The organism is Aliarcobacter skirrowii CCUG 10374 (genome assembly GCF_003544835.1).
Taxonomy (GTDB): Bacteria; Campylobacterota; Campylobacteria; order Campylobacterales; family Arcobacteraceae; genus Aliarcobacter; species Aliarcobacter skirrowii.
Genome location: NZ_CP032099.1, coordinates 489,430 through 507,899 on the forward strand (window position 1 = coordinate 489,430; position 18,470 = coordinate 507,899).

General features: G+C 28.5%; 22 protein-coding genes. 20 read left to right on the top strand and 2 right to left on the bottom strand.

Annotated elements, in window-relative coordinates; genetic code table 11:
• Window positions 1–32: 32 nt before the first annotated feature.
• Window positions 33–1,082 carry a tetratricopeptide repeat protein gene (locus ASKIR_RS02565; protein ID WP_066350540.1) on the bottom strand — a complete coding sequence of 350 codons (1,050 nt, stop codon included), beginning with the start codon at window positions 1,080–1,082 and terminating at the stop codon, window positions 33–35.
• Window positions 1,083–1,160: 78 nt separating this feature from the next.
• On the opposite strand from ASKIR_RS02565, the gene dnaG reads away from it, so the two are divergent.
• From dnaG to fmt, 6 genes are all read left to right on the top strand, one after another.
• Complete coding sequence (dnaG, locus tag ASKIR_RS02570; protein WP_066350542.1) at window positions 1,161–2,795, top strand: DNA primase; 1,635 nt, start codon at window positions 1,161–1,163, stop codon at window positions 2,793–2,795.
• A gap of 106 nt (window positions 2,796–2,901) precedes the next feature.
• Window positions 2,902–3,219: a 50S ribosomal protein L21 gene (gene rplU, locus ASKIR_RS02575; RefSeq protein WP_066159891.1), complete on the top strand. Its 318-nt coding sequence runs from the start codon at window positions 2,902–2,904 to the stop codon at window positions 3,217–3,219.
• A gap of 28 nt (window positions 3,220–3,247) precedes the next feature.
• Window positions 3,248–3,505, top strand: coding sequence for a 50S ribosomal protein L27 (gene rpmA, locus ASKIR_RS02580; RefSeq protein WP_066159888.1), 258 nt, complete (start codon window positions 3,248–3,250; stop codon window positions 3,503–3,505).
• A gap of 73 nt (window positions 3,506–3,578) precedes the next feature.
• On the top strand, window positions 3,579–4,664 hold the full coding sequence (obgE, locus tag ASKIR_RS02585) for a GTPase ObgE (protein WP_066350544.1): 1,086 nt from the start codon (window positions 3,579–3,581) through the stop codon (window positions 4,662–4,664).
• Entirely contained in the window at window positions 4,665–5,426 is a 762-nt protein-coding gene (gene proB / locus ASKIR_RS02590; RefSeq protein ID WP_066350546.1) for a glutamate 5-kinase, read from the top strand.
• 9 nt (window positions 5,427–5,435) lie between these two features.
• A complete protein-coding gene (gene fmt / locus ASKIR_RS02595) occupies window positions 5,436–6,353 on the top strand; it encodes a methionyl-tRNA formyltransferase (protein WP_082946366.1) in 918 nt (305 codons plus the stop codon).
• Between the two features lie 29 nt (window positions 6,354–6,382).
• Here fmt and ASKIR_RS02600 read toward each other — a convergent pair whose 3' ends face one another.
• Window positions 6,383–7,276 carry an AEC family transporter gene (locus ASKIR_RS02600; protein ID WP_066350548.1) on the bottom strand — a complete coding sequence of 298 codons (894 nt, stop codon included), beginning with the start codon at window positions 7,274–7,276 and terminating at the stop codon, window positions 6,383–6,385.
• A 70-nt stretch (window positions 7,277–7,346) separates the two neighbouring features.
• On the opposite strand from ASKIR_RS02600, the gene ASKIR_RS02605 reads away from it, so the two are divergent.
• From ASKIR_RS02605 to tolB, 14 genes are all read left to right on the top strand, one after another.
• Window positions 7,347–7,982: a biotin--[acetyl-CoA-carboxylase] ligase gene (locus tag ASKIR_RS02605; protein ID WP_066350550.1), complete on the top strand. Its 636-nt coding sequence runs from the start codon at window positions 7,347–7,349 to the stop codon at window positions 7,980–7,982.
• Window positions 7,979–8,755 carry a ParA family protein gene (locus ASKIR_RS02610; protein WP_066159871.1) on the top strand — a complete coding sequence of 259 codons (777 nt, stop codon included), beginning with the start codon at window positions 7,979–7,981 and terminating at the stop codon, window positions 8,753–8,755. Before ASKIR_RS02605 ends, ASKIR_RS02610 begins: the two co-directional genes overlap by 4 nt.
• Window positions 8,756–8,778: 23 nt before the next feature.
• Window positions 8,779–9,642 carry a ParB/RepB/Spo0J family partition protein gene (locus tag ASKIR_RS02615; protein WP_066159909.1) on the top strand — a complete coding sequence of 288 codons (864 nt, stop codon included), beginning with the start codon at window positions 8,779–8,781 and terminating at the stop codon, window positions 9,640–9,642.
• A 106-nt stretch (window positions 9,643–9,748) separates the two neighbouring features.
• The gene (locus ASKIR_RS02620; RefSeq protein ID WP_066159868.1) at window positions 9,749–10,171 is read left to right on the top strand and encodes a F0F1 ATP synthase subunit B family protein; all 423 of its coding nucleotides are present in this window, start codon (window positions 9,749–9,751) and stop codon (window positions 10,169–10,171) included.
• A gap of 9 nt (window positions 10,172–10,180) precedes the next feature.
• Window positions 10,181–10,696: a F0F1 ATP synthase subunit B gene (locus tag ASKIR_RS02625; protein ID WP_066159865.1), complete on the top strand. Its 516-nt coding sequence runs from the start codon at window positions 10,181–10,183 to the stop codon at window positions 10,694–10,696.
• Window positions 10,696–11,226, top strand: coding sequence for a F0F1 ATP synthase subunit delta (locus ASKIR_RS02630; protein WP_066159862.1), 531 nt, complete (start codon window positions 10,696–10,698; stop codon window positions 11,224–11,226). Before ASKIR_RS02625 ends, ASKIR_RS02630 begins: the two co-directional genes overlap by 1 nt.
• A 22-nt stretch (window positions 11,227–11,248) precedes the next feature.
• Window positions 11,249–12,766 carry a F0F1 ATP synthase subunit alpha gene (atpA, locus tag ASKIR_RS02635; RefSeq protein ID WP_066159858.1) on the top strand — a complete coding sequence of 506 codons (1,518 nt, stop codon included), beginning with the start codon at window positions 11,249–11,251 and terminating at the stop codon, window positions 12,764–12,766.
• 10 nt (window positions 12,767–12,776) lie between these two features.
• Window positions 12,777–13,661, top strand: a complete 885-nt coding sequence (atpG, locus tag ASKIR_RS02640; RefSeq protein WP_066159855.1) for an ATP synthase F1 subunit gamma — start codon at window positions 12,777–12,779, stop codon at window positions 13,659–13,661.
• Between the two features lie 21 nt (window positions 13,662–13,682).
• A complete protein-coding gene (atpD, locus tag ASKIR_RS02645) occupies window positions 13,683–15,077 on the top strand; it encodes a F0F1 ATP synthase subunit beta (protein WP_066159853.1) in 1,395 nt (464 codons plus the stop codon).
• Window positions 15,078–15,093: 16 nt separating this feature from the next.
• Window positions 15,094–15,474, top strand: a complete 381-nt coding sequence (gene atpC, locus ASKIR_RS02650) for an ATP synthase F1 subunit epsilon (protein ID WP_066159851.1) — start codon at window positions 15,094–15,096, stop codon at window positions 15,472–15,474.
• A gap of 6 nt (window positions 15,475–15,480) precedes the next feature.
• Window positions 15,481–16,041 carry a MotA/TolQ/ExbB proton channel family protein gene (locus ASKIR_RS02655; RefSeq protein WP_066159847.1) on the top strand — a complete coding sequence of 187 codons (561 nt, stop codon included), beginning with the start codon at window positions 15,481–15,483 and terminating at the stop codon, window positions 16,039–16,041.
• A gap of 3 nt (window positions 16,042–16,044) precedes the next feature.
• On the top strand, window positions 16,045–16,434 hold the full coding sequence (locus ASKIR_RS02660) for a biopolymer transporter ExbD (protein WP_066350552.1): 390 nt from the start codon (window positions 16,045–16,047) through the stop codon (window positions 16,432–16,434).
• Window positions 16,427–17,176 (top strand): TonB C-terminal domain-containing protein, encoded by a 750-nt coding sequence (locus tag ASKIR_RS02665; RefSeq protein WP_082946367.1) that lies wholly within the window; start codon window positions 16,427–16,429, stop codon window positions 17,174–17,176. The genes ASKIR_RS02660 and ASKIR_RS02665 overlap by 8 nt, the downstream gene beginning before the upstream one ends.
• Window positions 17,169–18,437: a Tol-Pal system protein TolB gene (gene tolB / locus ASKIR_RS02670; protein WP_066350558.1), complete on the top strand. Its 1,269-nt coding sequence runs from the start codon at window positions 17,169–17,171 to the stop codon at window positions 18,435–18,437. Before ASKIR_RS02665 ends, tolB begins: the two co-directional genes overlap by 8 nt.
• The last annotated feature ends 33 nt before the right edge of the window (window positions 18,438–18,470 follow it).

Genomic DNA, 18,470 nt, shown 5'->3' on the forward strand with positions numbered 1-18,470 from the left:
ATTTTTGTAAGTATATCAAAAATATACTATTTTTATTGTAGTGATTGGTTTGTATTAATGAAACCTTTTACTAAATGGTGTTTAACTTTTAAAGATAAAATAGAGTGACAGTTTGGGCATCTTGTATCATAAAATGGAGATGATTGTTTACATGAACTACATATAAATTCAAAATTTAAATCACCTTTTTTTCTATCTTTATGTCTATTTATTAAAATCAATAAATCTAAATCAAAATCTAAACTAGAATCGACACTATTTATATACCCTTTAGAGGTATAAAGTTCTTGTAAAAATGGTATGTTTTCTATAGCTTTAAAATCAATTTCATCTTTTGGCAAATACCATAAAATATCAATTATATCTTCAAAATTAAACTCATTTATATTTTTATAAAAAAACTCTTTATTAAAATTTATTATAAAATTTAGAAAAACTCTCTCTAAAACTTTGTTATCTAAGTATAATTCATAGAGTTTTTTTGTTCTTTTTTCATTTGTTAAAACAGGGTCATTTAAAATAATCATATAATCAAAATAGATTTTTTCTAAACTTAAATCAACCTCTAACTCCTCTAAAGAGTTACATATCTCTTTAGCTTTTGTATAGTTTTTCATCTTCTCATTTACTAAAATAAGGTTAGTTAATGCATTTTTATTTCTTGGAGAGAATTTTAAAATTTGAAGAAAAATATCGTTTGATCTTTGTAAAAAACCACCTTTTAAATATGTAGCTCCTAAAACTTCAAGTAGCTCCTCTTTTTTTACTCTATCTTGAACAACCTCTAATAGTGCTAAATATACACTAATTGCTCTGTTTAAATCACCTTTGTGTAAAAATGTATTTGCTAAAAGTAAAATAGAGTCAAAAGGAAGATTATAAGTTTTGTATAAATTAACATAGTCATTCTCTTTTAATTTACCAAGCTCAAATCTTTTTGATAGTTTTCTATACTCTTTTCTTCCCTCTCTCTCTTTATAAAGTCCATAAGAGTAAGTTATAAATGATATTAAAAAAATAAGAAAAAAGAAAAAAATAACACCAACGATTGGATCTCTATATCCCAAAATTAAACTATCCATTGAAGTCCTCTTTAAATTTTAAAAAATCATATTATCATAAAAGTACATATAAAAAAATAAAAGAGTATAATTCGCACCATGATAAAAAAAGAGTCAATAGAGAGTTTAAAAAATCAATTAGATATTGTAGATATAGTTTCGCAATATATTGAGTTAAAAAAAAATGGAGCAAATTTTAAGGCTTGTTGTCCATTTCACAATGAAGATACACCATCATTTGTTGTAAGTCCATCAAAACAGATATATCACTGTTTTGGTTGTCAAGTTGGTGGAGATAGTATTAAATTTGTAATGGAGTATGAGAAGCTTAGTTATCCAGAAGCTATTGAAAAGTTAGCAAATCTTACAAATTTTACTCTTCAATATGAAGAGAGTAGTGTTAAACAAACTGATACAAAAGTAATTGATGCTATTAAAAATTTTTACCAAAAACAGTTTATTGCAAATGATTCAATAAAAGATTATTTAAAACAAAGAGGTGTTTTTGAATCATTTATAGAGAAGTTTGAAATAGGTTACGCATCTAGTTCAATCTCAACTATAGATTTTTTAAAACAAAATCACTACAACCTAAATGATGCTATTGAGTTAGGAGTTATTAGTCAAGGAGATAGTGGATTATATGCAAGATTTATAGATAGAGTAATTTTTCCAATATACTCTATAAATGGTAAACTTGTAGGATTTGGTGGTAGAACTTTAACAAATCATGGTGCAAAATATGTAAACTCACCTCAAACACCAATATTTAATAAATCAAAACTTTTATATGGTTATCATTTAGCAAAAGAGAAAATCTATAAAACAAATAAATTAATAGTTTGTGAAGGTTATTTGGATGTAATTATGCTTCATCAAGCAGGTTTTTCAAATGCAGTTGCAACTTTAGGAACAGCTCTTACAAAAGATCATCTTCCACTTTTAAGAAGAGGTGAACCAAAAATTATTTTAGCTTATGATGGAGATAAAGCTGGATTAAATGCTGCTTTTAAAGCCTCTTTGATGCTTAGTCAAAGTGGATTTGATGGAGGGGTTGCAGTTTTCGAAGATGGAAATGATCCAGCTGATATGGTAAAAGATAATAAAATAAATGAGCTTGAGAAAAAGTTTTTAGAGCCAAAACCTTTTATAGTTTTTGTTTTAGATTATATAATAGATTCATATGATATCTCAAATCCAATTGAGAAGAAAAAAGCGCTAAAAGATTCAAATGATTATTTAAATACCTTAGATATTTTGTTTCAAGAGGAGTATAAAAGATATATTGCTCAAAAACTAAATATAAAAGAGAGTATGATTTTTACTTCAAAAAATGTAACTAGAAAAAATCAACAAAATTTAACAGCTTATGATATAGGAGAACTATGTATTATAAAATCGATTTTAGATAATCCAAAAAGATTAGATATGGTTTTGGATTTAGTAACACCCTCTATGTTTGAACATCACGAAGATGAGTTTAAAGCACTTTTAAATGATATAAATGATGTTTCATTAAATAAAATTTTATTAAATGATAAACTTGAAGTTTACGATGATGAGAGATTAAACAAAGAGTTATTGGTTCTTTTATATAAATTTTATTCAAATAAACTTCTTAGCCTATCATATGAAACAAATATTGATTTTAAAGAAAAAGTCAATTTAATCAAAAAAATTAAAGATAATTTGTATGAATTAAAACAGGGAAAACTTACAAAATTTAATTTATAAATTAAACTAACTTTAATAAAATCTTAGCTAATATTCCCGTTCTAAATTAAAAAGATAGTATAAATTAAGCCAAAATTATGCTTGTAAAAAATAAGAGGAAAAGAAGATGTACGCAATTATCAAATGTGGTGGGAAACAATACAAAGTATCTGAAGGTGATATTTTAGATATTGATTACACTGGAAAAGCTGCAAAAGAGACTTTAGAGATAACTGATGTTATAGCTGTAAATAACGGTGAATTAAAAACTGGAGATGCAGTATCTAATGCTAAAGTTGAAGCAGTAGTAGTTCTTGATGGAACTGGTGTAAACAGAGCGAAAAAAGTTGTAATTTATAAAAAAAGAAGAAGAAAAGACTCTAAGCTTAAAAGAGGTTTTAGACAAAGCTTCACAAAAATTAGAATTACAAAAATTGCTGCTTAAGCAATAATCAAATTTAAGGAGAAATAAAATGGCTCACAAAAAAGGTCAAGGTAGTACTCAAAATAATAGAGACTCAGCTGGTAGAAGACTTGGAGTTAAAAAATATGGTGGAGAAGTTGTAAGTGCTGGAAACATCATTATTAGACAAAGAGGAACAAAAGTTCATTTAGGTAACAATGTTGGAATGGGTAAAGATCATACAATCTACTCTTTAATTGACGGTGTTGTTAAATTTGAAATTAAAGATAAAAAAAGAAAAAAAGTTTCTGTTTACGCTGCTTCGTAAATAAGAGATTTAGCTTTTTGAAAAAGGGTGTATGCTTTGCCATACACCCTTTTTTTATTTATAAAGGAAAACTATGTTTATAGATAGTGCAAGATTTAGTGTAAGTAGTGGAAAAGGTGGGCAAGGTTGTGCATCTTTTAGAAGAGAGAAGTTTATAGTTCAGGGTGGTCCTGATGGTGGAGATGGTGGAAAAGGTGGAGATGTTTACTTTTTAGTAGATAATAATACAGATACTCTATCTTTTTATAAAGGAAGAAGAGTTTTTAAAGCCGACAAAGGTCAACCTGGAATGGGAAGACAAAAAACAGGAAAATCTGCTGAACCCTTAGTTTTAATTGTTCCTCCAGGAACACAGGTAATTGATGATGACACAAATGAAGTTTTATTTGATTTGCTTGAAACTGGAGAGAAGGTTCTTTTTTTAGAGGGTGGAAAAGGTGGACTTGGAAATGTTCACTTTAAAAATTCGAGAAATCAAGCACCTACATATTTTCAACCAGGACTTCCAGGAGTTACTAGAAATATAAGATTAGAGCTTAAATTAATTGCTGATGTTGGACTTGTAGGTTATCCAAATGTTGGAAAATCTACTTTAATATCTGTAACTTCAAATGCTACTCCAGAGGTTGCAAACTATGAGTTTACAACTTTAACTCCAAAACTAGGAGTTGTAAATGTTGGAGATTATAGCTCATTTGTTATGGCTGATATTCCAGGAATTATTGATGGTGCTAGCGAAGGAAAAGGGCTTGGATTAGAGTTCTTAAGACATATTGAAAGAACAAAAACACTTCTGTTTGTAATTGATGTTGCAAACTATAGAACAATGATTGATCAATATAGAGTGTTAAAAGAGGAGTTGCAAAAATTTTCCAAAGAGTTGTCACAAAGAAACTTTGCTATAGCTTTAAGTAAAATAGATGCTTATTATGGAGAAGATTTAAAAGAGGATATTAAAAACTTTTTAAATGAGTTAAATTTAGAAGCTAGTAATAAAAATGAGTTTAAATTTGATGAAGAGTTACCATATTTTGTGCAAGATTTAATATTCTCAAAGTATGATAGTAGTAAACCATATTTTGTTTTACCAATATCATCTTTAAATAAGACAAATATAAAAGCTCTAACATTTGCACTATATGGAATGCAAGGAAAGTAGATGAAAAGGTTAGTTATTAAAGTTGGAACTGCTGTTTTAACTCAAGATAATGAATTAGCAATTCAAAGAATGCAAAATTTAGTTGAGCTTATTGCAAAATTAAAAATAGAGAAAAATTTAGAGGTAATATTGGTAAGTTCAGGTGCTGTTGGAGCTGGTTATACAGAGTTAAAACTTGATAAAACAGTTTTAGCAAATAAACAAACTCTTGCAGCAATTGGTCAGCCAAAATTGATGAAAACTTATCAAGAGATGTTTTCAAAATATAATATAATAGCTGCTCAAATGCTATTTATCGCAGATGATTTTGATTCAAGAAAAAGAAGTCAAAATGCAAAAAATGTTATGGAAATATTGCTTCAAAACAGTGTTTTGCCAATAATAAATGAAAATGATGTTATCTCAACAGAAGAGTTAATAGGGGATAATGACCAATTAGCAGCTTATGTAACACACTATTTTAAAGCCGATATGCTTGCAATTTTAACAGATATTGATGGATATTATAATAAAAATCCAAGAGAGTTTAGTGATGCACAACTTCAAAAAATTGTAAATGAAATAAGCTCTGAAGAGCTTGATAAAAAACCAAGTGCTAATTCAAAATTTGCAACAGGTGGAATTGTAACAAAACTAAAAGCAGCAGATTTTTTAATGCAAAAAAATATTCCTATGTATCTAAGTAGTGGATTTGATTTAAAAAATGCTTATGATTTTTTATTAAATAATATACATAATAGTGGAACACTATTTAAAAAATAAGGATATATTTTGAGCAAAAAAGTTTTATTTATGGGAACACCATCTTATGCTACTGAGATTTTAAAAGAGCTTTTAGCAAGTAAGTATGAAGTTGTTGGAATTTTCACTCAAGAGGATAAACCAGTAGGTAGAAAACAACTTCTTACACCTCCTCATATAAAACAGTTTTGTATCGATAACTCTTTAGATATACCTATTTTTCAACCAAAAAAACTAAAAGATAATTTAGTTGCGTATTTATCAATTTTGGATTTAAAACCAGATTTTATTGTTGTTGCAGCTTATGGACAAATTCTTCCAAAAGATATTTTAAATATTGCTCCTTGTATAAATCTTCATGCTTCAATTTTACCAAATTATAGGGGAGCTAGTCCTATTCAAGAGGGTATTTTAAATGATGATAAATATCTAGGAGTTACTTCTATGTTTATGGAAGAGGGACTTGATTGTGGAGATATTTTGGGATTTTCATATTTAAGAAATAGTAATTTACTTGTAGATGAAGCATTTGAAAAACTATCAATTTTAGCAGCTAAACTTACAATTACAACTTTAAATAATTTTGAAAATATAAGACCATTAAAACAAAACAACTGTGAAGCTAGTTTTTGTAAAAAAATAAAAAAAGAGGATGGATTAGTAGATTTTTTTGATGCAAAAAAACTATTTTTGAAATATAAAGCTTACTCTTTTTGGCCAACAATATTTTTAAAATCTGATCTAAAAATAAAGGATATTGAGCTTATTGAAGAGAGTTCAAAAAATGAAGCTGGAAAAATTTTAGAGATATCAAAAGATTATATTATTGTTGCATGTTTGACTGGAACATTAAAAATTAAAACAATTCAAGCTCCATCTAAAAAAGCTATAAATGCTGTTGAGTATATTAGAGGTCAAAGATTGGAAGTTGGAGATATTTTAGAGTAATTACAAAAGCATATAAATGCTTTTGTAATTTATGCTAAATGCGTTGTGAATAGTGTAATTGTTAGAAGACTTAAAATAACACCTAATACTAAGCTATTTATAGCAATTTTCTCATCCAAGCCACCTTTTATAGCTAAAACTGCTGCCATAGTCATTGGTGGCATTGCAACTTCAATAATTGTAACTTTAATCCAAGTTTCATCTAAATTATAAAAATAGTTAAATAAAAATAAGACAACTATAGGAACAAAAATCATCTTTAAAATTACAGCTATTGTTACAATATGAAGTTTTGAGAATATGTTTTTTAATTGAAGTTTCATTCCAATAGCAATCATTGCAATAGGAACTAAAGTTGAGCCTAAATTATCTGTTGTATGTATTAAAAAATTTGGAATTTCAAAGTTTTTTGCAATTAAAGTTACAAAAAATATTATCATAGGAGGAAATAAAAAGATTGATTTTGAAATAGTAAAGATACTATTTTTTCTTCCACTTCCCCAAGTAATTATAAACATACCAATAGAAACTAAAAGTAAAAATGAACCAAAAATATCATAAATAAGTCCATAAACTATAAAATCTTGTCCATAAAAAGCATCAATATAAGAAAAACCTATAAAAGAGGTATTTCCAAAAGTTGCCATAATCATAAAAGTAGCAAGATAAATTTTTTCTAATTTAAGAAGTTTACCAATTAAAAAAGATAGTAATAAATTAAATAGAATAATTGCATTAAACATTAAAATTAGAAGTAAATGATCAAAATTTAAATCCAAAGGATAAATTTTTGAAAAAACAATTGCAGGAAGAGAAAAATAGATAATAAAATCTACAAGTTGTTTTGAATTATCTTGAAAAAATATTTTATATAAGTAACCAAATAACAAATATAAAGCAATCGGTAAAACAGGGTCTAGCATTAAAATTCTCCTTTAAAAGTTTTGATTATAATTAATATACTCTTTTAATAAAATTATATATAATTTGCAAATGAAATTTATACGATTAAAAACAGTTAATTCAACACAACTTTATTTAAAAGATTATGTTAGCAAAAATGGTTACAAAGAGCCTATTTGTGTTGTTGCAGATATACAAACTAATGGAATAGGAAGTAGAGGAAATAGTTGGCAAGGAGCTATTGGAAATCTATTTTTCTCTTTTGTTTTAAATAAAAACGATTTACCAAACGATTTACCTTTGCAAAGTGCTAGTATATATTTTACATATGTTTTAAAAGAGTTATTTGCACAACAAGGTTCAAGAGTTTTTTTAAAGTGGCCAAATGATTTTTATATAGAAAATAAAAAAATTGGTGGAGCAATTACTTCAACAACAAAAGATCTTCTTTTTTGTGGTATTGGAATCAATTTAAAAGAACCAAATAGTGATTTTGGAAAATTGGATATAAAAATAGATATTGAAGAACTTTTAAATGAGTATTTTGAAAATATTTCTAAAAAAATTGAATGGAAGGAAATTTTTAGTCTTTTTAAGGTAGAATTTAGACATTCAAAAAAATTTCAAGCAACAATTGATGGTATCAAAGTTTCACTTGAAAATGCAATTTTAAATGGTGATGGTTCTATACAAATTAACGATAAAAAGGTATTTAGTTTAAGATGACAGAGATTATTTCAATAGCAAATCAAAAAGGTGGAGTAGGTAAAACTACTACAGCTGTTAATCTTAGTGCAGCACTTGCACTGGATGGGAAAAAAGTGTTATTAATTGATGCAGATCCACAAGCAAATGCAACAACATCTTTAGGCTTTCATAGAGATACTTATGAGTATAATATATATCATGTTATGCTTGGAACAAAAGAGCTTTCTGAAATAATTTTAGACTCTGAAATAGATAATTTAAAAGTTGCTCCATCTAATATTGGTCTTGTTGGTATTGAAAAAGAGTTTTATAAAAATACAAAAGAGAGAGAGCTTGTATTAAAAAGAAAAATAGATACTATAAAAGATGAATACGATTATATAATAATAGATTCACCTCCAGCTTTAGGACCAATTACAATAAATACTTTAGGTGCTTCAACATCTGTATTAATACCAATCCAGTGTGAATTTTTTGCACTTGAAGGTTTAGCACAGCTATTAAATACAATAAAATTAGTTAGACAAACTATAAATAAAAATCTTGAAATAAAAGGTTTTTTACCAACAATGTATAGTTCGCAAAACAACCTTTCAAAACAGGTTTTTGCTGATTTGGCACAACATTTTGAAAGCAAGTTATTTAAGCTAGGAGATGATTCTTATATTGTAATTCCAAGAAATATAAAATTAGCAGAGAGTCCAAGTTTTGGAAAACCAATCATGCTTTATGATGTAACAAGTATTGGAACTAAAGCTTATGAAAATTTAGCGAAAGCAATAATAGGATAGAAAAAATGAAATTAGGTGGTAAAATGGCACTAGGAAGAGGCTTAGGTGAGCTTTTAGGAGAAGTTGAAACTGCTTATGAAAATTCAAATTCAAACTCAAATAGTAGTGGTGTTAAAAAGATTGAAGTAGCATTAATTGATGCAAATCCAAATCAACCAAGAAAAGTCTTTGATGAGACAAAACTTCAAGAGTTAAGTGACTCTATAAAAGAGCATGGACTTTTACAGCCCATTGTTGTTGTTGAAAATGATAATGGAAGATATACTTTAATTGCAGGTGAGAGAAGACTTAGAGCTCACAAATTAGCATCTTTGGAAGAGATTAGTGCGATTATTACAAACATTGATGAGTTAAAATTAAGAGAGCATGCTTTAATAGAGAATATTCAAAGAGAGGATTTAAATGTAATAGAGTTAGCTTTTTGTTATGCACAACTTATAAATGAACATAATATTACACATGAAGAGTTATCAAAAAAAGTATTTAAAAGTAGAGCTTCAATTACAAATACTTTAAGACTTTTACAGTTAAGTTCATATGTTCAACAATTTTTATCTTCTGGAAAATTAAGCGCTGGTCATGCAAAAGTAATGATAGGCTTAGATCCTAATATTCAAAAACAACTTTGCGATAAAATAATTAGTGAAGATTTGTCTGTTAGAGAGGTTGAGAAATTAATAAAAGATATAAAAGAAGAAAAAATTAGTAAAGATATAAATGAGAAAAAAAATGTTACTAATAGTTACAATACTGAGGTTTTAAATAATTTCTTGGAAGTTTTAAAAAATGACAAAATAAAAGCAAAGCTTGATAAAAACTCAATTAAAATAACTTTTAATTCCCAAGATGATATTGATAGAATAATTAGTTACTTAAATCTACAATAATACAAAAAAAATATAAATTTTTACACTTTTAATATTTCCTTATAGAATATTCTGATAGAATTTAAGCGTTTTAGTTAAACTAAACTGTAAAAATATGGAGGAATGAATGTTAGACATAAGTCCTATACTAATGCTTAGCACAGCTATCATCTTTCTTTTAGTTGTTGCTAGACTTAATAGTTGTCTATTCAAACCACTATTAAATCACATGGATGAGAGATCAGCTCAAATTAAAAGTGATTTAGAAGAAGCAAAATCAAACAGTAGTGATGTTGATGAGCTTTTAGTGGAAGCTAATGAGATTATCTCAAAAGCTAAAAGAGAAGCAGCAGCTATTAGAGAGCAAGCTTACAAAGAAGCTAAAGATAGTGCTGATGTTAAACTTGCAAGTGAAAAATTAAATTTAGATACAAAAGTAGCTGAATTTAAAAATAGCTTACAAAGTGAAGCAGAGAATTTAAAAGCCTCTTTATTGTCATCAATGCCTCAATTTAATAATAGCTTGAAAAACAAGCTAAACTCGATTTAGGAAGTGATAATGATAAAAGGATTATTATTAGCTATGGCTATGGTTCCAGTTGCATTGTTTGCAAGTGAAGGTGCGGAAACGAACTATGATATAGTTCAAAGAACCGTTAACTTTGTTATATTCGCAGCGATTTTATGGTATTTACTTGCTCATAGAATTAAAGCATTTTTCTCAAATAGAACTTTGAGTATCCAAGCTGAACTTGATAAAGTTCAAGATACTAAAAGAGCTTCAGAAGAGAAAAAACAAGAAGCAATTAAAAAATCAGAAGATGCAAAAAGAATTGCAGCTGAGATTGTTGAAGGTGCAAAATCTGATGTAGAAGCGATAAAACAAAAAGTTTTAGTTGCTGTTGAAGCAGAAATTGCAAATTTAAATAAAAATTTTGATGAAATGATGAAAGTTGAACTTTCAAGAGTAAAAAAAGATGTTGTAGCTTCAATTCTTGAAGAGCTATTAAATTCAGATACTATTAATTTATCACAAGATGAGTTAGTAAACATTGTTCTTAAAAAGGTAGCATAATGAAGGATTTAATAGCAAAAAGATATGTAAAAGCATTGCTTGAAGCAAGAGATCTTGGTGAAATTACGAGTTTTAGTGAAAAGCTAGATGGTGTTGCAAAAGCTTTTTTAAATGATAAGTTTAAATCTATAATAGCATCTTCAACTGTAAATGAAACAGCTAAAGTAGAGTTTATTTTATCGATGGTTGAAAAACCTGAAAAATCTTTGGAAAACTTTATCAAACTTCTTGGTGAAAAGAGAAGATTAGATATTATTCCATTTGTTGCAGCAGAATTAAAAAATCAAATTGCAAAACTAAATAATAGTTTTATTGGAGTTATTTATACAAATAAAGAGCTTCCAGCTAAAAGTGTTAGTTCAATTGAAGAACAATTTAGTAAGAAATTTGATGTGAAACTTTCATTATCTCAAAATGTTTGTGATTATGATGGAATTAAAGTTGATATAGATGGACTAGGTGTTGAAATATCTTTCTCTAAAGATAGATTAAAAACTCAGTTAATCGATCATATTTTAAAAGCAGTTTAGAACTTATAAAGGAGAAATTTGAATGGGTGCAAAAATTCAAGCAGATGAAATCAGTTCAATTATTAAAGAGAGAATTGATAACTTTGAATTAAATGTAGATGTAAACGAAACTGGTAAGATTATATCTTATGCAGATGGTATTGCTCAAGTTTACGGTCTTAAAAATGTTATGGCTGGTGAAATGGTTGAGTTTGAGAACGGTGAAAAAGGTATGGCTGCAAACTTAGAAGAGTCTTCAGTTGGTATCGTTGTTCTTGGAAAAGGTTTAGGTCTTAGAGAAGGTACTTCTTGTAAAAGATTAGGTGAACTTCTTGAGGTTCCAGTTGGTGAAGCACTAGTTGGAAGAGTTGTAAATGCACTTGGTGAACCAATTGATGGTAAAGGTGCTATTAACGCAACTGAAACAAGATATGTTGAAGAGAAAGCTCCTGGTATTATGTCAAGAAAATCTGTTCACGAGCCATTACAAACTGGTATTAAAGCAATTGATGCATTAGTTCCAATTGGTAGAGGACAAAGAGAGTTAATTATTGGAGATAGACAAACTGGTAAAACTACAGTTGCTATTGATACAATATTAAATCAAAAAGGTGAAAATGTTGTTTGTATTTATGTTGCAATTGGACAAAAATCATCTTCAGTTGCTTCTGTTGTTAGAACATTAGAAGATGCTGGAGCTATGGATTATACAATTGTTGTAAATGCATCAGCTGCTGATTCTGCAACATTACAATTCTTAGCACCATATACAGGTGTTACAATGGGTGAATTCTTTAGAGATAATGGAAAACACGCACTGATTATTTATGATGATTTATCAAAACATGCTGTTGCATATAGAGAGATGTCATTAATTTTAAGAAGACCTCCAGGAAGAGAAGCATACCCAGGAGATGTATTCTACCTACACTCAAGATTACTTGAGAGAGCTGCAAAAATGAGTGATGAAAAAGGTGCTGGATCTATGACAGCATTACCAATTATCGAAACTCAAGCTGGAGACGTTGCTGCATATATTCCAACAAACGTAATTTCAATTACTGATGGACAAATTTTCTTAGAAACAAACCTATTTAACTCAGGTATTAGACCTGCAATTAACGTTGGTTTATCAGTTTCAAGAGTTGGAGGAGCTGCTCAAATTAAAGCTACAAAACAAGTTGCTGGTACATTAAAACTTTCACTTGCTCAATATAGAGAACTTGAAGCGTTTGCACAATTTGCATCAGATCTTGATGAAGCTACAAGAAGAGAGTTAGAACTTGGTCAAAGAATGGTTGAAGTTTTAAAACAAGGTGTTAATAAACCACTTGTTATTGAAAAACAAATTGTGATTATTTATGCTGGTACTAAAGGGTACTTAAATGATGTTGCGGTTAAAGATGTTGTAAGATTTGAAAACGAGTTACATCTGTTTATTGAGCAAAAATATTCAGATATTTTAAGTGCAATTAAATCAAGTCAAAAACTTGATGAAAACACAGAGTCAAAATTAAAAGCTGCATTAGAAGAGTTTAAAACTGTATTTAATGCAAATTAAGGATTAGTCTATGGCTAACTTAAAAGAGATAAAATTAAAAATTGGAAGTGTTAAAAATACAGAAAAAACTACAAAAGCTATGAAGCTTGTATCTTCTGCAAAACTTACAAGAACTAGACAGTTATCTGAACAGTCAAGAAGTTATGCAGCTAAGATAAATGAAGTTTTATCTGATATTGCAGCACGAGTTAGCAAAGTTCAAGAAGATGGAAATCTAGGAAGAGCATTTGTTCAAAATGCAACTCCAAAAACAGTTGATATAGTTTTTGTAACAGCTGACAAGGGACTTTGTGGTGGTTTTAATATGCATACTATTAAAACTGTAAGTAAAATGATTAGTGATTATGAATCTTTAGGTGCAAATGTAAGATTAAGAGCTGCTGGGAAAAAAGGAGTTGAATTCTTCTCATTCCAAGGTAAGAACATAGAGCAAAAATCTATTGAATTATCATCGGCTCCAACTTATGAAAAAGCTTCTGATTTCATAAAAGCTGCAGTAGAAGATTTTAAAAATGAAGTTACTGACAAAGTAATCATTGTTTACAATGGATTTTTAAATATGCTTACTCAAGAGATTAGAGTAAGAGAACTTTTACCAATTAGTTTAGAAAAAGTTGAAATAACTGAAACTACATCTATGCTGAATATTGAGCCAGATGATGATGACGAAGTTTTAAGAGAATTAACTGATAAATATATTGATTTCAATATGTATTATGCACTAATTGACTCTTTAGCTGCAGAACACAGTGCTAGAATGCAAGCAATGGAAGCTGCTAGTAAAAATGCAAAAGAGAAAGTAAATAGTTTAACAGTTGAGTATAATAAAGCAAGACAAGCTGCAATTACAACAGAGCTGATAGAGATTATCAGTGGTGTTGAAGCATTAAAATAATTTAAGAAGGAGATGCCCTATATGAAAGGTAAGATTATTCAGGTAATGGGTCCGGTTGTTGACGTTGAGTTCGACGGATATTTACCAGAGATTAATGAAGCTATTGATGTTACTTTAGATGACAAAACTAAAGATAGACTAGTATTAGAAGTTGCTGCACATATTGGTGATAGTAGAGTAAGAACTATTGCTATGGATATGACAGATGGACTTGTAAGAGGTCAAGAGTGTACTGCTACTGGAGGTCCTATTAAAGTTCCTGTTGGTGAAGCAGTTTTAGGAAGAATTTTCAATGTTATTGGTGATCCAGTTGATGAAGGTGCTGCAATTCCTGCAGATGTTGAAAGATGGTCAATTCATAGATCTGCACCAGCTTTTGATGAGCAATCAACAAAAACAGAGATGTTTGAAACAGGTATCAAAGTAGTTGACCTTTTAGCACCATATTCAAAAGGTGGAAAAGTAGGACTATTTGGTGGAGCTGGAGTTGGTAAAACAGTTATTATTATGGAATTAATCCATAACGTTGCATTTAAACACTCAGGATACTCTGTATTTGCTGGAGTTGGAGAGAGAACAAGAGAAGGAAATGACCTTTACCATGAGATGAAAGACTCAAACGTTCTTGACAAAGTTGCTCTGTGCTATGGTCAAATGAGTGAACCACCAGGTGCTAGAAATAGAATTGCACTTACAGGTCTTACAATGGCTGAATACTTTAGAGATGAAAAAGGTCTTGATGTTCTTATGTTTATTGATAACATCTTTAGATTTGCACAATCTGGATCTGAGATGTCAGCACTTTTAGGAAGAATTCCTTCAGCTGTTGGATACCAACCAACACTTGCAAGTGAGATGGGAAAACTACAAGAGAGAATTACATCTACTTCTAAAGGTTCTATTACTTCTGTTCAAGCTGTTTACGTTCCAGCGGATGACTTAACTGACCCAGCTCCTGCTTCAGTTTTTGCTCACTTAGATGCAACTACAGTTTTAAATAGAAAAATTGCAGAAAAAGGTATCTATCCAGCAGTTGATCCACTAGATTCTACTTCAAGAATTTTAAGTGCAGATATTATTGGACAAGAGCACTATAACACTGCTAGAGGTGTTCAATCAGTTCTACAAAAGTATAAAGATTTACAAGATATTATTGCAATTCTTGGTATGGATGAGTTATCAGAGTCTGATAAACTTGTTGTAGCACGTGCAAGAAAAATCGAGAGATTCTTATCTCAACCATTCTTCGTTGCTGAAGTATTTACAGGAAGTCCTGGGAAATATGTTGAGCTTAAAGATACAATTGAAGGTTTCCAAGGAATTTTAGATGGTAAATATGACCATGTTCCTGAAATGGCATTCTATATGGTTGGTGGAATTGATGAGGTTTTAGCAAAAGCTGAAAAAATGAAATAAACCATAAGGGTCTAATATGGATACAATTAAATTATCAATAGTTACTCCAAGTGGTAGTATTTTTAGTGGTGACGTTAAGAGTGTAACTCTTCCTGGAAAAGAGGGTGAGTTTGGAGTTCTTCCAATGCACTCGTCACTGGTATCTACTTTAACTGTGGGTGTGATTATTATTGAAAAAATTGATTCTACTGAAGCTGTCGCTATTAATTGGGGACATGTAAAAGTAGATGAGAATAGTGTTGATGTTCTAGTAGATGGTGCTATTGCATTAACAAGTGGAAAAGATTCTGAGATTGCAAAAAATATTGAAGCTGCTAAAGAGTTAATTAACTCTGTTAAAGACTCTAATGTTTCAGTTGCTGCAGTTGAGGCAAAAATTAACTCTTTTGCACTTTAAAAAAATATGATTTCTACATTACTAAATTATTTGACAAATAGTAGTGCTATTACTTTGATAGTATTAGCACTGCTGTCAATATACTTAATTGTTGTTTTTTGGATATTTTTATATAGAAATAGCACTCTAAACAGAATCATTGAAAATGAAAAAAGAGTTTTAGAGGGACTTACTTCTGGACAAAATAGATTTACATCACTATCATTATTAAATCAGTGTTCAGGTGGAAATAATATAAAAGAGATTTTAAATGCATGTGAAATAAATGCTATAAAAGATGCAAGTGTTGGCTTATCGTGGCTTTCAATTATTTCTTCAACTTCTCCATTTATTGGACTTTTTGGAACGGTTGTTGGTATTTTAGAGTCATTTGCTAAATTTACAAATGAGTCAAAAGTTGCATTTTCTATTATTGCACCAGCTATTAGTGAAGCCTTAGTTGCTACAGCGGCTGGAATATTTGTAGCAATATTTGCTTACACATTTCATCAAATAATATCTAGAAAAGTTTATGAATTAAATGTATATTTAAAAGCACAATCTGAAATTCTAATAGCAAAAGGGTAATATTTGTTTGATTATAACCAAAAACCAGACTTAAATATTACACCTTTAGTTGATATTATGTTAGTTTTACTAGCAATTCTTATGGTAACAGCTCCTGTAATGGAGTTTGAAGAACCAATAAATCTTCCACAAGGAAGCAAATCAAAACATATTCAAGATATTTCAAATATTACTATTACAATAACAAAAGATAGAAAGATTGTATTAAATAAAAAAAACTACGATATTAAGACTTTTGCTGATGATTTTTTATTATTTTCAAAAAACAAAGATCAAAAGAGTATAGTATCTATAAGAGCTGACAAAAATTTAAAATATGATGATGTTATTTTTGTTTTAAAATCTGTGAAAGAGGCTGGTTTTACTAAAGTCTCTTTGGTAACTGATGGATAAAATGAAAAATAGTTCAACTTTTTTTCTTAGTGGTCTTATTGCATTTTCTCTCTATTTTATAACTATAATATTTGTATCATTTTATGTAACTTCTTCAGATACAAAAGTTTATAGTTTTAAAGATACATCTATACAGATTGATTTACAAATGTTTGAAACCAAATCTTCAAAAATAGAAACTTCTAAAATTGTAAAACAAGAGATTAAAAAAGAGCCAGAAATTATAAAACAACAAGAAGCTTCTGTTTCAAATAAAGAATTTGATGCAAAATCACTATTTGCAAATTTTAGTGAAACTGCTAAAAAAACAGAAGATGAAAAGATTAATAATATTAAAAAATCTATTGATCCAAAAAGATTCAAAGGACCTGAGTTTATAAAAGAGAAAAGAGAACCAATATCTTTAGATAGAGTTTTTGAAAATAATAAAACATCAACAAGTTTAAATAGCTCATCAAGTGGAGATAATCAAGAAGATGATGAGTATATGAAAGAGATAAATAATCTTTTATCAAAATGGACTCCTATAAGTGAATCTAAAGAGTTAAAAGCTGTTGTAATTATATCTATAGATTCAAATGGAACTTTTGATTATAGTTTTTTAAGATTTTCAAATAATGAGATTTTTGATAACTCTTTAAAAAAATTTTTAGATACTCAAAAAACCATTAACTATCCGAAACCAAAAAAGGGTAATATTCGAATCGAAGTTGAATTTAAACAAAAGGATAAAAATGATTAAAATAATTTTTACAATATTTTTAATGGCAAATACACTATGGGCAGTTGATGCAAAACTTCAAATAGTAAAACAAATTGCATCTAAACCAAAAATTTCTATATCTATTGATACTTCTACTCAAGAGAGATTAATTTTAAGTAAAATAAAAAAAGGTGTAGTGGATGATTTAAATATAAGTGGAAACTTTGAAGTTAGTGCATTTGAAACTTCTATTGCTTATTCAAGTAATCCAAATTATATTGAATTAAAGAATAATGGTATTGATCTATTTTTAAATTTAAGCTCTAAAAAAGAGCAAAATGGAAATTATGTTTTAATGACAAAACTATATGATGTTAATAAAAATATTTTAGTTTTAGAAAAAAATTATACAACAGATTTAGAAGATAGATATATCTTTTTAGCACATAAAACTTCAATAGCAACAAATGATTATATAAAAGCACCAAGTATAAATTGGATGGAAAAATTTGTAGTTTTTTCTGCTTATGATGGTGCAAATAAAGCAAATATTATGATAGGAGATTATACTTTAACTTATAAAACAAGAGTTGTAAGTGGAGGTTTAAATCTATTTCCAAAGTGGGCAAATGCAAAACAAGATACAATATTTTATACAACATACAACTACAAAAAACCAACACTAGTAAAATTAAATATATATAAAGGTACAAAAGAGTTTATAATGGACTCAGATGGTATGATTGTTTGTTCTGATGTCAATCAAAATGAAGATAAAATTTTAATAACAGCAGCTCCTGAAGGGCAAGCTGATATATTTTTATATGATTTAAAAACAAAACAAAGAACAAAAGTTACGACTCATGCAGGAATAGATGTTGGTGGTCAATTTTTAGATAGTGATAAAAAAATTGCATTTGTATCTGATAGATTAGGTAATCCAAATATTTTTGTTCAAAAAATAGGAGAGAGTGCTGTTGAGAGATTTGTTTTTCATAGTAACAATAACTCTTCAGTTGCAACATACGAAGATAAAGTAGTTTTTTCTAGTAGGGATTCACAAAATCAGTTCCAAAAAAAGAGTTTTAATCTATATTTATCATCAACTAAATCAAATGATTTAAAAAGATTAACAGCAACTGGAGTAAATCAGTTTCCAAAGTTTTCAAAAGATGGAGAGAGTCTTTTATTTTTAAGAACAATTGATAACTCAAGCTATCTTGGAATACTAAGATTGAACCTTGATAAAACATATTTATTCCCTTTAAAAGGGAATAGAATTCAATCAATTGATTGGTAGAAATCAAGTTTAAATTAAGTTTTTTTATGTAGA

What these genes read in the sequence shown, in the direction of transcription:
- obgE (WP_066350544.1), top strand. Translation starts at nt 3,579, where the DNA reads ATGTTTATAGATAGTGCAAGATTTAGTGTAAGTAGTGGAAAAGGTGGG.
- atpC (WP_066159851.1), top strand. Translation starts at nt 15,094, where the DNA reads ATGGATACAATTAAATTATCAATAGTTACTCCAAGTGGTAGTATTTTT.
- rpmA (WP_066159888.1), top strand. Translation starts at nt 3,248, where the DNA reads ATGGCTCACAAAAAAGGTCAAGGTAGTACTCAAAATAATAGAGACTCA.
- proB (WP_066350546.1), top strand. Translation starts at nt 4,665, where the DNA reads ATGAAAAGGTTAGTTATTAAAGTTGGAACTGCTGTTTTAACTCAAGAT.
- dnaG (WP_066350542.1), top strand. Translation starts at nt 1,161, where the DNA reads ATGATAAAAAAAGAGTCAATAGAGAGTTTAAAAAATCAATTAGATATT.
- ASKIR_RS02620 (WP_066159868.1), top strand. Translation starts at nt 9,749, where the DNA reads ATGTTAGACATAAGTCCTATACTAATGCTTAGCACAGCTATCATCTTT.
- atpG (WP_066159855.1), top strand. Translation starts at nt 12,777, where the DNA reads ATGGCTAACTTAAAAGAGATAAAATTAAAAATTGGAAGTGTTAAAAAT.
- rplU (WP_066159891.1), top strand. Translation starts at nt 2,902, where the DNA reads ATGTACGCAATTATCAAATGTGGTGGGAAACAATACAAAGTATCTGAA.
- ASKIR_RS02665 (WP_082946367.1), top strand. Translation starts at nt 16,427, where the DNA reads ATGGATAAAATGAAAAATAGTTCAACTTTTTTTCTTAGTGGTCTTATT.
- ASKIR_RS02615 (WP_066159909.1), top strand. Translation starts at nt 8,779, where the DNA reads ATGGCACTAGGAAGAGGCTTAGGTGAGCTTTTAGGAGAAGTTGAAACT.
- ASKIR_RS02625 (WP_066159865.1), top strand. Translation starts at nt 10,181, where the DNA reads ATGATAAAAGGATTATTATTAGCTATGGCTATGGTTCCAGTTGCATTG.
- ASKIR_RS02610 (WP_066159871.1), top strand. Translation starts at nt 7,979, where the DNA reads ATGACAGAGATTATTTCAATAGCAAATCAAAAAGGTGGAGTAGGTAAA.
- atpA (WP_066159858.1), top strand. Translation starts at nt 11,249, where the DNA reads ATGGGTGCAAAAATTCAAGCAGATGAAATCAGTTCAATTATTAAAGAG.
- ASKIR_RS02655 (WP_066159847.1), top strand. Translation starts at nt 15,481, where the DNA reads ATGATTTCTACATTACTAAATTATTTGACAAATAGTAGTGCTATTACT.
- tolB (WP_066350558.1), top strand. Translation starts at nt 17,169, where the DNA reads ATGATTAAAATAATTTTTACAATATTTTTAATGGCAAATACACTATGG.
- ASKIR_RS02565 (WP_066350540.1), bottom strand. Translation starts at nt 1,082, where the DNA reads ATGGATAGTTTAATTTTGGGATATAGAGATCCAATCGTTGGTGTTATT.
- ASKIR_RS02600 (WP_066350548.1), bottom strand. Translation starts at nt 7,276, where the DNA reads ATGCTAGACCCTGTTTTACCGATTGCTTTATATTTGTTATTTGGTTAC.
- atpD (WP_066159853.1), top strand. Translation starts at nt 13,683, where the DNA reads ATGAAAGGTAAGATTATTCAGGTAATGGGTCCGGTTGTTGACGTTGAG.
- ASKIR_RS02630 (WP_066159862.1), top strand. Translation starts at nt 10,696, where the DNA reads ATGAAGGATTTAATAGCAAAAAGATATGTAAAAGCATTGCTTGAAGCA.
- ASKIR_RS02605 (WP_066350550.1), top strand. Translation starts at nt 7,347, where the DNA reads ATGAAATTTATACGATTAAAAACAGTTAATTCAACACAACTTTATTTA.